Source organism: Paenibacillus sp. J5C2022, assembly GCF_025567625.1.
Lineage (GTDB): Bacteria > Bacillota > Bacilli > Paenibacillales > Paenibacillaceae > Pristimantibacillus.
The window spans coordinates 101,919-116,881 of the sequence record NZ_JAOQJC010000019.1; the positions used below are offsets into that span (position 1 = coordinate 101,919).

Below are 14,963 nucleotides of genomic sequence, written 5' to 3' on the forward strand. Positions count from 1 at the left end.
GATGCTGTCCATTAGCGTTAACGATTCCCCCTTTCCGGCGGATCAGCCGCAGCATCTGACGATTAGCCGAATCGAGTTATTCGTCATACCCGCCATTGCGGTCGATGCAGCCGGATACAGAGTCTGTATTCGATTAACAAGCGAATACGGCTATGGATGGAGCGAGCAGTTCCTATGCGAGACTGAATCGCTCGATCTGGATGATTGGAGCCATCACTTACGCCCCTTTATCGGAGAATTCCCGCTATCCTCACTTACGGAAAGGCTCACGGAACGAATTGCAGAATGGCATGATGCCGACAGTCGCATGACCGCCATGTTCGCAGCTGCGCTTACACAGCTTACGCGTCAGGCAGGTCAGCCGGGCTCCGCTTCGCTTCATGCAGAGGAATCGGTTCTGCAGCAGCGCGCTATCGCTTATATTTCGATTGATTGATCACAGCAATTGCATGTCTTCATGAACAGCATGGACAGTAGCCCGGAGCTCTTCGCAGATGAGCTTCGGGCTTATTGTCGTTATGAGCCGGTAGAATGATAGTGCTTCACCCCCGCCCGCCATACCAGGAGGCACGGCAGCAGGAACAAGGCTCCCCCAAGTGGCGTGAGAATGCCCAGCAGCAGGCTTCCTTCCTCCTTGTCCAGCAGATACAGCAGCGGATAGTACGTCACGCACCCGAACGGAATAATGAAAGTGAAGAACTTGAACACGGGTCTCTCATAGATATGAAGCGGATACTGCGCCATCTCCCGACCCCCGTCCGTGAAGACGTTCGCCACCTCCAAGCCCTGAACCGTCCAGAAGCATAGCGTAGCCGCCAGCATGAAGATGCCTGTGAATATAAATACGCCGTTCAGCACCATGAAAGACAAGGTCAGAAGCTTCGGAAGCGACCATACCTGCGGCAGATTCGACAAGGACCAGATGAGCACGATGATGCTCTGAAGAAGACGGCCGATGCGCGTAAATTCGAACTTCGATCCCAGCACCTGAAGCACCGTATTGCGCGGTCTGACCAGGAGACGGTCGAAGCCGCCAGCTACGACAAGTCCGGAGAAGGCGTCGAAGCCCCGGGCCAGGCTCTCGCTAAGCGAGAAGGACAAGTGAATAACCGCATAACATAATGCCACCTCGAAGAAGCTCCAGCCCTGCAGCTGTCCGAACCGTTCGAACATAAAGTACATGCCGGCAAACACGAAGAACGGGATAAAAAACTGACCGATGCTAAGCAGAAAAAACGACATCCGGTATTGCAGCTGTGATCTGAAATGAATCGACATGTATTGAAAGTATAGCTTCATAAGTATTCTAGCCTCCTTGCACGACTACGGCGCGAAGCGCTCGCTGCATAAGCCAATAGCCGCCTGCGATGAGAATGACCAACCATAGCAACTGGACGCTGATGCCTGTCAATGCCTCCAGCTTGGGAATATGTCCGGAATAGACCCGGAACGGGAAATCCGCCGTATAGCGGAAGGGCAGCAGATGGACGATCGACTGCAGCCACGACGGCATGAGCGGCACGGGGATAATCAAGCCGGCCAGAAATTCGCCCGCCACCCCTACCATCAGAATGGAGCCGACGGGAGACATGGTCCAGAAGACCGATATATAGATCAGCATGGATATGGCTGTAACAAGCAGAAGAGCGAGCATGAGCGCAAGTGCGAACAGGAAGAATGTGAAGACATCCGGCGGCAGCTCCATCCGATAAGGCTGCGGAAGGAAGAAGATGATCCCAAGCAGCGGGAAGCACCGCAGCAGCGCACTGGCCACTCGCTGTGCAATCAGCTTCGCGTACCAGAAGGGATAGAGCTTCGCCGGCCTGCATAGCTCATAAGCAATGTGGCCGTCCGTAATCATGCCGAACAGCTCATTGTCCCGGAACCAAAGCGCGATGAAGGACAAGAAAATTTGCTGCAGCCATACGTACGTAATCAGATCCTCCAGCGGGAACACAGTCATTGCCGCGCTATTCTCGTAGAAGGCGATGAAGATCATAATGAAGACAAATCCGAAAAACAGCTGGGTCGCGATGCCGGCCAGCGCTGCAGTCCGATACTGCAGACCGTTAATAAACCTTAAGCGACAGATGGACCAATAGGCATTCCTCGTGCCTATCATATCTGATGCTCCTCGTACAGCTGTACGATAATCTCATCGATTCCCTTCTCATCCACCGCAATGTCGAGTAGTTCCACATGCTGCGACAACGGCGCTATGAGATCGGCCAGCTTGGTTCGCTCGGCATCGAATGCATACACAGCCCGTTCCGGCGTCCAGCTCAGCCGGCTTGCCCCCGGCAGCTCAATCGGCTCCGCATGCTCTCTATAATCTATCGTCAGCATGCGTCCCGACCCGAAGCGTGCCTTCAGATCCGGCAGCGTGCCGTCATAGAGCAAGGTTCCTTTTCCAATCATCAGTATTCTGTCCGCCAGCGCCTCGATATCGCTCATATCGTGTGTCGTAAGGATGACGGTCACTCCCCGCTCTCTATTGATGCGCTTAATAAATTTGCGAACCGCAATCTTGCTCACCGCATCCAGTCCGATCGTCGGCTCGTCGAGGAAGAGCAGCTTCGGATTGTGAAGCAGCGAGGCCGCAATCTCGCACCGCATCCGCTGCCCCAAGCTGAGCTGACGAACGGGTACGCCCAGAATATCGTCCAGCGCCAGCATATCAGTTAGCATCTTCAGGTTGTCTCTGTAGATCGGCTCAGGGATACGATAGATGTCTCTGAGCAACTGGAAGGAATCGATTACCGGCACATCCCACCACAGCTGCGAGCGCTGACCGAACACCACACCGATATGCTTGACGTACGGTGTCCGATCCCTCCATGGGGTGAAGCCCATAACGGTGCAACTGCCCTTATCCGGTACCAGTATGCCGCTCATCACCTTGATCGTCGTAGACTTGCCTGCCCCGTTTGGTCCGATATAACCGACGATCTCCCCCTCCCCGATGCTGAAGGAAATGTCGTTTAATGCCTCCACCTTTCTGTACTTGCGGATAAACAGCGATTTCACGGCTGCCGCCAGTCCCGCTGTCCGCTCCGCCACCTGGAACGTTTTCCCGATGTCTTGAAGCTCAATTATTGGCTTTCGCATCATTTGTTCTCCTTTTTCTCCTGTTTAATTTTGACGCTGCGTTCTAACACGGCACATAAGGCGCATGAAACCTCTGTTCAGACATCGCTTAATGGCAGGAAAAAAAATATATATCAAATTTCAAAAAAAGTATAGACTTATATTTCAGTCTGGGTTATACTACTATTATAAGTGATGAGGAACAAGGTATTTTCGCAGCAAGTTTTGATTTTTCTTTTTCGAGGGCTATATTTTCTTAAATAACCAATGCCTGGCGGGTTTTATCCATAAACCTGTCGGGCATTTTATATGTCTTCTTACTCCTTAACCACCTTTGTCTTCAGCAAAAGACCAAATCCCCCAGACGGGTAACCGGCATCGCCGTTCGACGTTTTCGTATGATGCTCCCGTTCGGCCTTTTCATTCGCCCCTTCTACACTTCCGCTCAATGCATCTATTCGACCTTTTCGTTCGATGCTTCCGAGCTCCCTTTCGTTCGCCCCTTCCACACTTCCGCTCAATGCTCCCGCACCGCATGGCCAACTAGTCGGCCTTCATTTGCTCCGCAGCCGGTATATGCCAACTACGGTTACGGTCATTCATTTATAATCGCAACTATCTAGCTTATCTAACTGGATTTCATGACATTAATTTGATCAAAATGCTCCTCATGGTCACAATGAACTGGATTCTTTGCTACTAATTCTGCCCATTAGATCGATGTTGAGCAATATGACCTGATTTAACTGTACTTATTCCATTCGATCATACGAGTACGACAGTTTCAGTATTATTAATGACACAAAATCCATTTAGAGTCTCACTCAATGGTCAGTTTAATACTTTATTTTCTGCTGACAACATTTCCCGTCCGCAAAATTAAAAAACACTCTCAAGCCGCATAATGCGTCCCGAGAGCGCCCTGTATCTTATTCGTATTCTACGTATGGATTAGCGAACGAGCCAACCGCCGTCCACCGCAAGAATATGGCCGTTCATATAGTCCGAAGCGGCTGAAGCCAGGAATACGGCCGGTCCGGCCAAGTCGTCCGGTGTGCCCCAACGGCCCGCAGGGATGCGTTCCAGAATGGACTTGCTGCGCACAGGGTCCTCGCGAAGCGCCTCCGTGTTGTCTGTGCTCATGTAACCGGGAGCAATCGCATTGACCTGCACGCCCTTCGATGCCCATTCGTTCGCCAGCGCCTTCGTCAAGCCCGCTACCGCATGCTTGCTGGACGTATAGCCAGGCACTGTAATGCCGCCTTGGAAGGTCAGCATGGACGCTATGTTAATAATTTTGCCGGAGCCGCGCTCGATCATATGTTTACCGGCCAATTGGCTCAGTACAAATACGGAGTTCAAATTCACGTCGATGACCGCTTGCCAGTCTTCGTAGCTATGGTCTGCCGCTGGTGTGCGGCGAATAATGCCCGCATTGTTGACCAGAATATCGACAGCTCCCAGCTCTGCAATCGTCCGATCGATAATGCCCGCCAGTTGGTCGCGATCCGACACATCCGCTTGAATCGTGATCGCCTTGCGGCCCATCGCTTCAATCTCGGCTTTCACCGCGTCAGCCGGCGTACGATTCGTGACGAGTGCCACGTCCGCCCCCGCCTTCGCCAGCCCCAGTGCGATGGAGGTTCCCAGTCCGCGGCCCGCGCCTGTTACAATTGCTTTCTTGCCCGTCAAATCGAAATAACTCATTCCACTACCCCTTTCGCTTCGTGCGCTTCCCATCAGAGAGCAGCCCAGCCTTCATGATGCGCAATCCTTGCGCTTCGTATCTGGACGCCAGCTCGTCATCTATGCCGTCATCGGTCAGCACGCAGTCGATTTCATCCAGTTCGGCAAAAGTGATCAGAGCGCCTTTATCGAACTTGCTGTGATCAGCCAAGCAGTAGATCTCCTTGGCATTGTCCATATAGAGACGCTTCAGCTTCGCCAATTCCTCAGTAAATATCGTCAGTCCATACTCTTGGTGAACGCCCGTTGTGGACAAGAACAGCTTGTGGACGTTGAGCCTCGCGATCCAATCCTGGGACTCTCCGCCGATCAGCAGGTTATTGTGGCGGAAGCCCCCGGGAACGACCAGTCGGATATTCTCCTTCGCTGTCAGCTCCCGGATAATGAGCAGATCGTTGGTCAGCACCGTTATCGGCTTGTTCGGTAGCAATCTGGCCAGCTCCAGCGTTGAGCTGCCTGCATCCAGCGCAATGATATCGTTATCCTGAATGCAAGTGAGCGCGAGCTCTGCAATCGCGTTCTTCTCCCGGCTGTGCTTCACGTTCGGAATTTGCAGAGGGAGCAAGCTGTCCTCGCTCCCCTCTTCCAGTACCGCACCGCCATGCGTCCGCTTTAGCAGCCCCTTCTCCTCAAGCTTCTCCAGATCTTCGCGTACCGTCTTCTCCGTTACCCCGAACAGCTCGCTGAGCTCAGACACCTTGACAGCCCCGTTGTCCTCAAGCTTTGCAACAATTGCACGATGGCGTTCCGCAGCAAGCATGGCCTTCCTCCTTCAAAAAATGACTATTTCAATTCGCTGGCTTGTACAACGTCCATATCGGTAAAGGTGTAGTTCTCTCCCGCCATCGACCAGCAGAACGTATAATTGCTGGTGCCTACTCCGGAGTGGATGGACCATGGCGGCGAAATGATCGCCTGTTCGTTCGCTACGACGAGATGTCTAGTCTGAGATGGCTCGCCCATCATATGGAAGATGCGCGTATCCTCTTCCATATCGAAGTACAGGTAAGCTTCCATGCGGCGATCATGCAGATGCGAAGGCATCGTATTCCAGATGCTGCCTCTTTGCAGGCTTGTCACGCCCAGCATCAGCTGGCAGCTTTGAATGCCGTCGGCATGAATGTACTTGTAGATGACGCGTTCATTGGACGTTTCTTGCGCGCCAAGATGCACCGGATTGGCTTCTTCCATCGTCATGATCCGAGTCGGGTATTCCGCATGCGCCAGCGCGGAGCAGAAGTACAGCTTTGCAGGATTGCTGGAATCCTTGCTTGCCAGCTTCACTTCTTTCTTGCCTTTGCCGACATACAGTACATCCAGCTTGTTCAACTCGTGTGCTTCCCCGTCAACAGTAATGACAGCTGGGCCGCCAATGCTCAGGAAGCCGATCTCTCTGCGCTCCAGGAAATATTCCGTCTTCAACGTATCTCCCGCATCCAGAGTCAGCGTTTCCTTCACCGGGTATGCTCCGCCGACCACCATACGGTCGTAATGTGTGTATACCATGTTAATTTCATCGGCCTTGTACAGGTTTTCAATCAAGAACTCCTGGCGCAAGCGCTCTGTATCGTATTGTTTCACATCTGTCGGATTAGTCGTGTGACGTACTTCCATTATAAATAGCCTCCTCATTTTAGCAGCTCCCGGCACTTGGCGCAGCACTGCGTTTCATAATGTTTGATTACGTTCGTTTTCTATCATAACACACCTTTTCGAACCTTTAAAGTACAAATGCTTGCAATTCATACTTCCCGCATGGCATGATTCATGAGAAAACCTCTATCGAGGTGCTTAGAGTCTCCATTCATTCTCCATTCGTGTTGCGGTCCCCTGAAAGGAGCATACCAAGCTATGTCAATACGGTTCCGATTGTTGTTGTCTTTCGCTGCCGTAGTTATTGTATCCGTCATTCTATTCGTCAGCGCCGCTTACTTGCTGTCGGTTGCCGTGACGGGAGACTTCCGCAGCATAAGCAGCTTCTATCGCATTCATTATTCGCTGCATCCGCTGTCCGAAGAGGAGGAGAGCATCTTCCTCGACTTGAAATACCTGGCCAAGCACGATCCCGTACTGCTTCAAGATCCGGAACGATTGCAGAGCTACGACCTGGAGCTGAAAATGGTACAGGCAGGTCTGGTCGTGCGGCGCAACGAACAGCTCGTCTACGTCAGTCCGATGTTGGGGGAATCGCTTCAAGCCTCTGAGCTTCCGGCTTACGAGATGAACAATTACTCCATACGGAACACAATGAATTTGGGCAGCCGATTCTACTCCTATGCGAAATTCGACTTCAGCTTCGGCACCAAAGCCGCCGATCGCGGAAGCATCTACGTCCTGCGGGAACGAAGCCCGTTCGCAGAAGTCATCCGAATGGTGCTGCCGATTCTGATTGGCATTTTCGCCGCTGTACTGCTTATCACCAGTCTTCTGCTATATCGCTACGTCACCCGCAAGATTATTCAACCGCTGGAGCGTCTGAAGCAATCCGCCGAGCATATTAAGGAGGGCGATCTTACCTTCACGCTAAAGCCGGAATCCGGCGACGAGATCGGCCAATTGGTTATGACCTTCGAGCAAATGCGCCTGAGACTGCACGAGTCCATTCAGCTTCAGCTGCGCTATGAAGACAATCGCAAGCAACTGCTGTCCAACATTTCGCATGATTTAAGAACTCCGATTACGACGATAAAAGGTTATGCGGAAGGGATTCGTGACGGCGTAACGAATACGCAGGAGAAGCTTGACCGGTATGTAGGAGCCATTCATACGAGAGCGACCGATATGGAGAAGCTGGTCGATGAGCTGCTGTACTTCTCCAAGCTGGATTTGAACAAGGAGCCCTATTCTTTCCAGCAATTGGAGCTGGTTAGTTTCTTGAAGCGTACGCTGGACGAAATGGCGATCGAGCTGGACCAGCAACGCGTCCAGTTGACATGGGAATGTCCGCCTCCGCCGGAGGCGATATTCGTCCTGGCAGACAGAGAGAAGCTGAGGCGGGTTATCGTCAATCTGGTCGACAACAGTCTGAAGTACATGGTTCGCGATCCGAAGATATTAACGATTGGCGTGAAGCGCGGGCCGGAGCAGTCCGACATCTGGATCAAGGATAACGGGCCAGGCATCAAGCCGGAATCTCTGCCCTATATTTTCGAGAGATTTTACCGGGAAGAGGAATCGCGAGACCAGTCGGCGCCGGGATACGGCCTCGGACTAGCCATCGCCAAGGGAATTATGGAGGGGCACGGCGGCGATATTTCCATTGAGAGCTCTGTCGGCGAAGGCACAACCGTATTTTTATCCTTACAAAATTTCGTAGATCACCGGTGAGGTTAAGATGAAACAAATACTAATCATTGAAGACGACCATTATATCGCTGAATTGCAGCGCGACTACTTCCTCTTGCACGATTATGGGGTGACGATTAGCCACAACGGCCTGGAAGGCTTGAACATGGCGTTGACCGGAAGCTATGATCTGGTCATTGTCGACCTGCAGCTGCCGGAGACAGACGGGTTCGACATCTGCAAGCGAATTCGGGAGGAGCTGGATATCCCTATCCTGATCGTATCGGCCAAAAAAGAAGAAATCGATAAAATTCGCGGCTTCGGCCTCGGAGCGGACGACTTCGTCACGAAGCCGTTCAGCCCCAATGAACTGGTGGCGAGAGCCAAAGCCCATCTGGCGCGCTATGAAAGGTACACCGGCGGCAAGAGCAAGCCGGATAGCATCGACATTCGTGAGCTGTCCATACAAGCTTCCTCCAGACGTGTATTCCTGCATGGGAAGGAAATCACACTGACGGCCAAGGAATTCGAGGTGTTGCTGTTCCTTGCGATGAATCCCAATCGCGTATTCAATAAAGATGAACTGTTCGAGCGGATCTGGGGGATGGATTCCAGCGGCGACATCGCAACAGTGACTGTGCATATTTCCCGTATTCGAGAGAAGATCGAAGCTGATCCCTCCAACCCGCAGTTTATCGAGACCGTCTGGGGAGCCGGCTACCGCTTCACCGTGTAGTCCTTTCCGGCTTTGAACATTGTTTAGCCCCCGTTTATAAAAAGTTTATATTCTCTTATCCGGCGGTTTAGAGCTGTCCTGTATGCTAAATGCATGGGACTACTAACAACGTTTGAGAGGATGAGTGAATATGAACAAATTTCAACGGAACGCTGCCGTCATGGCATTAAGCGCAATTATCGGAGGCAGCGCTCTGCTGCCGTATCAGACGCAAGCCGCGAAGCTTGCCCCGGTAGCGGACGTTCAACTGGCGGCGGTGAAGAACTTCGAAGCGCAGTATAGCGACGCGATCAAGCATTTGCAAGACAAAGGTGTGCTGCAAGGATATGAAGACGGGCAAATACGGCCAAACAAGCCCGTTACCAACGCGGAACTGCTGAAAATGGTTCTGCTGACGCTTGATCTGGAAGTGACGGATGCGGCCGATACGGAACCAAATGCGAAATGGTATGATGCGTACGTGGCTTCCGCGGTTGCACAAGGTCTGATCGCGGAAGACGGCAAGCTTCAACCCAATAAGCCTGCCGAAGCAGCGGATACAGCGGCCATCCTGGCCAAAGCGCTGCAGCGCGATACCAAATCCGTTCTTCATTGGATCGATGGGCTGTCGATCGCGGGCAACCATCTGACTCGCGGTGAAATGGCGGAGCTGCTTGTCCAGTCGGAGAAAGCCGTCCGTTCTGAGGACGCCCGGATCGTCTCCATGCGCGCATTGAATAAAGTAGCGCTGGAAATAACATTCGACGCTCCGCTTGTATTGGAGGATGAATCCAGAGACGCCATGTCCGACAACTTCGCGTTCGAACCGGATCTGAAGCTTGTCAATCAGCCCCGATTGAAGACGGGCTCACTCGCCACTTACATCATCCCGATGCAGACGATGCCTGATGGAGAGACGATGACTCTCACCTATAAGGGAGAGCAGACCGTATCATTCAACACCAGCGACAAGCTGATTCCGTTGCGCGAAGCGCGTCAGGTTACATCCGACACGTTCGAGATTGAATCACTGCGTCAGGACGGCGTTATCGACTACGGCTATGTCATCTCGGCGTATGCCGGAGGCAGAGGAAGCGACGCCATCGTGCTGGACGAGAACAACAGCTACGACGGTCAATCCCTGGAGATCATTCCGTCGCTCGCTACCCGTACCGCCGTACTGACTCCAGACAATGGCGAGCCGATCACTGTCTCATACGTTGGCTTCACACAATCCACGGACGGCAAGCAGGAGCCGAAGTTCAGACTGCCTCAAGGGCAGACCTTGCAGCCAGGTACGACTTATACAGTGACGTCGGATTGGTTCACCGTTGAGCATGCAAGCTTTGTAGCGGAAGAGATCGATCCGCTGATCATCTCCAGCGTACAAGCAGTCGACGGCAAGACGCTGCAGGTGACGCTGAGCGGCGATCCCGGCGATGAACTGTTCGCTTACCGTTCCATTCAATTGACAGGCGATGACGGCTCGACATTAACGGCGCAATACAAGGTGCAGAGCCGCCAAGGAGCTGTCGGCACCTTCGAGATCGGCGAAGGAACGCTTGGTGAAGGCGTCCGGTATACCATCTCTCCTGCAGGGACTTGGGCGGTAGCTGACGACGATATGATGCTGGACAAATAATCGAGTGCGAATAGAAGCGCAAGCTCTGGGGCGTCAAAGCCTAGGGCGTGTCTGAGAACTCTGAGGACAGCAAATTTTGCCGAATTTTCGTTCCATGCAAGGCGCGTTTGTGAAGGCGTACCCGGGGGTACGTCAAGCAAACGGAACGAAGCAGGGGGCGGAAAGGCGGTGAAAGGTGCCACTGAGCGGGTTTTCAGACACGCCCTAGAAGCTTGCGCTTTTCCCTTTCCGCGGCAGCAGTTTTAGAAGCCTTCGGCCAAGAATCCATGAGCTGTGAGCTGTAACCTCACACACGCATCATCTCGGTACTCCAGACTATGCCCCATGCCTTACAACCGCACATTCCCTCCATATCGGCACTCCAACCTGGGCCACATGCCTTGCAGCTCCCAATCTAACTATTTCCCTCGCTCCAGCCTATGCAACATGGCTTGCGGCCTACAAATTAGCTACTTTCCTCCAGCCTATGCGACATGGCTTACACCAGCACATTCCCTCCATATCGGCATTCCAACCTGGGCCACATGCCTTGCAGCTCCCAATCTAACTACTTTCCTCTCTCCAGCCTAAGCGACATGGCTTACAACCGCACACTCCCTCCATATCGGCACTCCAGCCTGGGCCTCATGCCTTGCAGCTCCCAATCTAACTATTTTCCTCGCTCCAACCTATGCGATGGCTTGCGGCCTACAAATTAGCTACTTTCCTCGCTCCAACCTATGCGACATGGCTTACACCAGCACATTCCCTCCATATCGGCATCACAATGTATGTAGCCTACACTATATCCACTCGCTCTCATCTTTTCCGCACTACAATGTATGTAGCCTACACTATATCCACTCGCTCTCATCTTTTCCGCACTGCAATGTATGTAGCCTACACTATATCCACTCGCTCTCATCTTTTCCGCACTGCAATGTATGTAGCCTACACTATATCCACTCGATCGCACCTTTTCCGCACTACAATGTATGTAGCCTACACTATATCCACTCGCTCTCATCTTTTCCGCACTGCAATGTATGTGGCCTACACTATATCCGCTCGATCGCACTTTTTCCGCACTGCAATGTATATGGCCTACACTATATCCACTCGATCGCATCTTTTCCGCACTCCAATGTATGTGGCCTACACTATATCCGCTCGATCGCACTTTTTCCACACTCCAATGTATGTGGCCTACACTATATCCGCTCGATCGCACCTTTTCCGTACTCCAAATTATGTGACCTACACCAAATCCGCCCCCGCCCGCTTTCCTCCGTACTCCAGCATAATCGCCAATAATTACTGTTTTAATTTTATTTCAAATAAGTTGAATTATTATTCGCATAAATGTATATTTATACAATACGAATATGATTACCGGGAGGATGTTGGTTATGATTCATGTACAGGAAGTTGCAACCGTCGACTGGCTGAACGAAGCCAAGAAGAACGTATTGTCCACTGCCGTTCGGCCGGAGATCATTATGGAGCGCGGAGAAGGGATGCATATATGGGACACCTGCGGTAATAAGTACCTTGATTTCGTGGGGGGCTGGGCCGTCAATTGCCTGGGGCATTCACCGCAAGTCCTGCAGCAGGCACTCGCCAATCAAGCGGGTACGCTCGTCCATGCCAGCCCTGCTTACTACAATAAACCGATGCTGGAATTCTCGGCGCAGCTGACGGAAGTCAGCGGCATGGACCGGGTATTCTTCGCCAGCAGCGGCTCAGAAGCGAACGAAAGCGCCATTAAGCTGGCACGCAAGCACGGTGCCGTCCACCTGAACGGAGCTTATGAAATCATTACGCTGCAGGGAAGCTTCCACGGCCGGACACTTGCAACCATGTCCGCGACGGGCAAACAGCACTGGAAGCCGCTGTACGCCCCTAAAGTTGACGGCTTCCGTCACGTCCCGATCAACGATTTGGACGCTTGCTTCGCTGCTGTCAATAACAACACCTGCGCCATTATGGTGGAGCCGGTACAGGGAGAAGGCGGCGTGCATCCGCTGGATGAGGCTTATTTGTACGGCCTGCGCAAAATATGCGATATGTACGGCATGCTGCTTATTTTCGATGAAATTCAGACCGGGATGGGACGTACCGGAAAGTTGTTCGCCTATGAGCATTCCGGCATCAAGCCGGATATTATTACGCTAGGCAAAGGCATCGGAGGCGGCTTCCCGCTATCCGCCATGCTGACGCTGGAGAAACACAACTTGTTCCAGCCCGGCGAGCAAGGCGGCACATACTGCGCCCAGCCTCTGGCCATGGCTGCAGGACTGGCCGTGCTGCAAGAGCTGCTGAAGCGGAATCTGTCTGCCAATGCCGCGGCACAAGGACATTATTTGATACGCAGGCTGACCGAATTGTCCTCAGAGCTGCCCATCCGCAACATTCGCGGCCAAGGCTTGCTCATCGCATTCGACCTGCCGGAAGGCATGGCGCCTGTTGTAACCGGTCTGTGCATGGACAAAGGGCTGCTTCTGAATGCGCCAAGCCCTTCCACTATTCGATTGATGCCTCCGCTCATCGTCAAGGAAGCGCATATCGACGAAATGCTGGCTATTGCTTCGGACGCAATGAACGAAGCCGCAAGTCATGTCGGATAAGTCTTCCCGCATACGCTAATTAAGGTATAAGAGTTCGACGGACAGCGAGCGGGAGGCGTAGCTTAGTGGCCAGAAGAAATGTCGGTAGCAGTGTCGGCAGCAGTGTCGGTAGCAGTGTCGGCAGCAGTGTCGGCAGCAGTGTTGGCACGAGTATCGGCAGCGGTGTTAGAAATACGCTTAGAAGAAGCGGCAGGAGCGGTAGAGATACGTTCACGGTTTATGTCATAACGGCTCGTCGATGGAAACAGTTTATCGCATTCGAGATGATCGGCGGAGCCGCCTTTTACTTATTCGGCAAGTGGATGCTGCAAGGGGATTGGTTCGGCATTATGGCGAATTTGGCGGGACCGCAGATGCTTCGGCATGTGATAGGGATGAATCGGATATGAGAGGACAAAACAACGTCCCTGCAGCGAAAGAGATGCGGCTCATCCGCTTTCACTCGCTGCAGGGACGTTCTACTTAAAATTGGAAATAGGCCTTCGCATTGCGGTAAGAAATATTCTCCGCCATGCTGCCAAGCAGCTCTATATCGTTCGGCACTTCGCCGTTCTCCGCCCATTCACCCAGCAGATTGCAGAGCAGGCGGCGGAAGTACTCATGACGCGTGTAGGACAAGAAGCTGCGGGAATCCGTTAGCATGCCGACAAAACGGCTCAGCAACCCCAGATTCGCCAGCGAGTTCATCTGATCCAGCATGCCGTTCTTCGTATCGTTGAACCACCAGGCGGAGCCCAGCTGCATCTTGCCCGGCACGCCCCCGCCCTGGAAGCTGCCGATCAACGCCGCAAGCACTTCGTTGTCCCGCGCATTCAAGGAATAGACGATCGTCTTCGGCAGCAAGTCGTCGCCATCCAGCGCATCCAGCAGCCGCGTCAGCGGGTAGGCGACCGGGCTGTCGTTAATGGAATCGAAGCCCGTATCAGGCCCCAGCTTGCCCAGCATCCGGGTATTATTGTTGCGCGACGCGTTAATATGGAGCTGCATGCCCCAGCCCAGACGGGCATACAGGCGGCCCATGAACAGGAAGGTATGCGTCTTGTACTTCTTCTCGTCTTCCAGAGATACCTGCTCGCCGCTTATCGCCTTCGCGAAGATGGCGGCCGCTTCCTCCTTGGAACATTCCGCATATGGGACATAATCCAGCGCATGGTCCGACACCTTGCAGCCGACCTCGTCGAAGAAGCGGATACGGGCCTCCAGCGCCGCCAATAGTCCGTCATAGCTCTCGATGGACGAGCCGCTTACCTCTCCCAGCTTGGCAACCCAATCCCGGAACGCCGGACGGTTAATCTCCAGCGCCTTGTCGGGCCGGAACGACGGGAGCACCTGAACGTCGAAGTCCTTCAATTCCTTGATGGCGGTATGGTACTCCAGCGAGTCGATGGGATCGTCAGTCGTGCAGATCACTTCCACCCGGGACATGCGGATCAAGTCGCGCGCCTTGAAGCCGCCCGTCGCCAGCTTCGCGTTCACCTTCTCCCAGATGACCGGAGCATTGGCTTCATTAATCAGCTCGTCCACGCCGAAGAAGCGGCGTAGCTCCAGGTGGGACCACTGGTAGAGCGGATTCCCGATCGTCTGCGGCACCGTTCTCGCCCATGCGAGGAATCGGTCGTAGTCCGAAGCGTCTTCCCCGCCCGTCACATAAGACTCCTCTACACCTGCTGCGCGCATGGCCCGCCACTTGTAGTGATCGCCATACAGCCATGCCTCCGTCAGATTGGAGAAGCTCTTGTTCTCATAGATCTCTTGGGGGCTTAAGTGGCAATGATAGTCAATGATCGGCATGTTGGCCGCATAGTCGTGGTACAGCCGCTTCGCAGTCTCATTGTGCAGCAGAAAGTTCTCGTCCAGAAATGATTTCATATTCAGCAATTCC

General features: G+C 53.1%; 14 protein-coding genes. 6 read left to right on the forward strand and 8 right to left on the reverse strand.

Features of this window, described 5'->3' with window-relative positions:
- The first annotated feature begins 1 nt into the window (after position 1).
- Positions 2–436, forward strand: a complete 435-nt coding sequence (locus tag M6D81_RS16650) for a hypothetical protein (RefSeq protein WP_262678044.1) — start codon at positions 2–4, stop codon at positions 434–436.
- Between the two features lie 80 nt (positions 437–516).
- Here M6D81_RS16650 and M6D81_RS16655 read toward each other — a convergent pair whose 3' ends face one another.
- From M6D81_RS16655 to kduI, 7 genes are all read right to left on the reverse strand, one after another.
- Positions 517–1,299 (reverse strand): ABC transporter permease, encoded by a 783-nt coding sequence (locus M6D81_RS16655; RefSeq protein WP_262678045.1) that lies wholly within the window; start codon positions 1,297–1,299, stop codon positions 517–519.
- 7 nt (positions 1,300–1,306) lie between these two features.
- A complete protein-coding gene (locus tag M6D81_RS16660) occupies positions 1,307–2,122 on the reverse strand; it encodes an ABC transporter permease (protein ID WP_262678046.1) in 816 nt (271 codons plus the stop codon).
- Positions 2,119–3,111, reverse strand: coding sequence for an ABC transporter ATP-binding protein (locus M6D81_RS16665; protein WP_262678047.1), 993 nt, complete (start codon positions 3,109–3,111; stop codon positions 2,119–2,121). Before M6D81_RS16665 ends, M6D81_RS16660 begins: the two co-directional genes overlap by 4 nt.
- A 293-nt stretch (positions 3,112–3,404) precedes the next feature.
- Positions 3,405–3,608, reverse strand: coding sequence for a hypothetical protein (locus M6D81_RS16670; RefSeq protein WP_262678048.1), 204 nt, complete (start codon positions 3,606–3,608; stop codon positions 3,405–3,407).
- 430 nt (positions 3,609–4,038) lie between these two features.
- Complete coding sequence (gene kduD / locus M6D81_RS16675; protein ID WP_262678049.1) at positions 4,039–4,794, reverse strand: 2-dehydro-3-deoxy-D-gluconate 5-dehydrogenase KduD; 756 nt, start codon at positions 4,792–4,794, stop codon at positions 4,039–4,041.
- A 4-nt stretch (positions 4,795–4,798) separates the two neighbouring features.
- A complete protein-coding gene (locus M6D81_RS16680; protein ID WP_262678050.1) occupies positions 4,799–5,593 on the reverse strand; it encodes a DeoR/GlpR family DNA-binding transcription regulator in 795 nt (264 codons plus the stop codon).
- A gap of 23 nt (positions 5,594–5,616) precedes the next feature.
- On the reverse strand, positions 5,617–6,447 hold the full coding sequence (gene kduI, locus M6D81_RS16685) for a 5-dehydro-4-deoxy-D-glucuronate isomerase (RefSeq protein ID WP_262678051.1): 831 nt from the start codon (positions 6,445–6,447) through the stop codon (positions 5,617–5,619).
- A gap of 237 nt (positions 6,448–6,684) precedes the next feature.
- Here kduI and M6D81_RS16690 point away from each other — a divergent pair, with 237 nt between their 5' ends.
- The 5 genes from M6D81_RS16690 (at position 6,685) to M6D81_RS16710 (ending at position 13,470) form a co-directional block, all read left to right on the forward strand.
- Positions 6,685–8,160, forward strand: coding sequence for a sensor histidine kinase (locus M6D81_RS16690; protein WP_262678052.1), 1,476 nt, complete (start codon positions 6,685–6,687; stop codon positions 8,158–8,160).
- 7 nt (positions 8,161–8,167) lie between these two features.
- Positions 8,168–8,854 carry a response regulator transcription factor gene (locus M6D81_RS16695; protein WP_262678053.1) on the forward strand — a complete coding sequence of 229 codons (687 nt, stop codon included), beginning with the start codon at positions 8,168–8,170 and terminating at the stop codon, positions 8,852–8,854.
- A 130-nt stretch (positions 8,855–8,984) separates the two neighbouring features.
- Positions 8,985–10,475 carry an S-layer homology domain-containing protein gene (locus M6D81_RS16700; protein WP_262678054.1) on the forward strand — a complete coding sequence of 497 codons (1,491 nt, stop codon included), beginning with the start codon at positions 8,985–8,987 and terminating at the stop codon, positions 10,473–10,475.
- A gap of 1,388 nt (positions 10,476–11,863) precedes the next feature.
- Entirely contained in the window at positions 11,864–13,081 is a 1,218-nt protein-coding gene (locus M6D81_RS16705) for an aspartate aminotransferase family protein (RefSeq protein WP_262678055.1), read from the forward strand.
- 65 nt (positions 13,082–13,146) lie between these two features.
- Positions 13,147–13,470, forward strand: coding sequence for a hypothetical protein (locus tag M6D81_RS16710; protein WP_262678056.1), 324 nt, complete (start codon positions 13,147–13,149; stop codon positions 13,468–13,470).
- Between the two features lie 73 nt (positions 13,471–13,543).
- On the opposite strand, the gene uxaC is transcribed toward M6D81_RS16710, so the two are convergent.
- Positions 13,544–14,950, reverse strand: coding sequence for a glucuronate isomerase (gene uxaC, locus M6D81_RS16715; protein WP_262678057.1), 1,407 nt, complete (start codon positions 14,948–14,950; stop codon positions 13,544–13,546).
- Positions 14,951–14,963: the final 13 nt, after the last annotated feature.

Excerpts from the sequence above, each read along its gene's own strand:
- M6D81_RS16650 (WP_262678044.1), top strand. The coding sequence starts at position 2 with ATGCTGTCCATTAGCGTTAACGATTCCCCCTTTCCGGCGGATCAGCCG.
- M6D81_RS16655 (WP_262678045.1), bottom strand. The coding sequence starts at position 1,299 with ATGAAGCTATACTTTCAATACATGTCGATTCATTTCAGATCACAGCTG.
- M6D81_RS16660 (WP_262678046.1), bottom strand. The coding sequence starts at position 2,122 with ATGATAGGCACGAGGAATGCCTATTGGTCCATCTGTCGCTTAAGGTTT.
- M6D81_RS16665 (WP_262678047.1), bottom strand. The coding sequence starts at position 3,111 with ATGATGCGAAAGCCAATAATTGAGCTTCAAGACATCGGGAAAACGTTC.
- kduD (WP_262678049.1), bottom strand. The coding sequence starts at position 4,794 with ATGAGTTATTTCGATTTGACGGGCAAGAAAGCAATTGTAACAGGCGCG.
- M6D81_RS16680 (WP_262678050.1), bottom strand. The coding sequence starts at position 5,593 with ATGCTTGCTGCGGAACGCCATCGTGCAATTGTTGCAAAGCTTGAGGAC.
- kduI (WP_262678051.1), bottom strand. The coding sequence starts at position 6,447 with ATGGAAGTACGTCACACGACTAATCCGACAGATGTGAAACAATACGAT.
- M6D81_RS16690 (WP_262678052.1), top strand. The coding sequence starts at position 6,685 with ATGTCAATACGGTTCCGATTGTTGTTGTCTTTCGCTGCCGTAGTTATT.
- M6D81_RS16695 (WP_262678053.1), top strand. The coding sequence starts at position 8,168 with ATGAAACAAATACTAATCATTGAAGACGACCATTATATCGCTGAATTG.
- M6D81_RS16700 (WP_262678054.1), top strand. The coding sequence starts at position 8,985 with ATGAACAAATTTCAACGGAACGCTGCCGTCATGGCATTAAGCGCAATT.
- M6D81_RS16705 (WP_262678055.1), top strand. The coding sequence starts at position 11,864 with ATGATTCATGTACAGGAAGTTGCAACCGTCGACTGGCTGAACGAAGCC.
- uxaC (WP_262678057.1), bottom strand. The coding sequence starts at position 14,950 with ATGAAATCATTTCTGGACGAGAACTTTCTGCTGCACAATGAGACTGCG.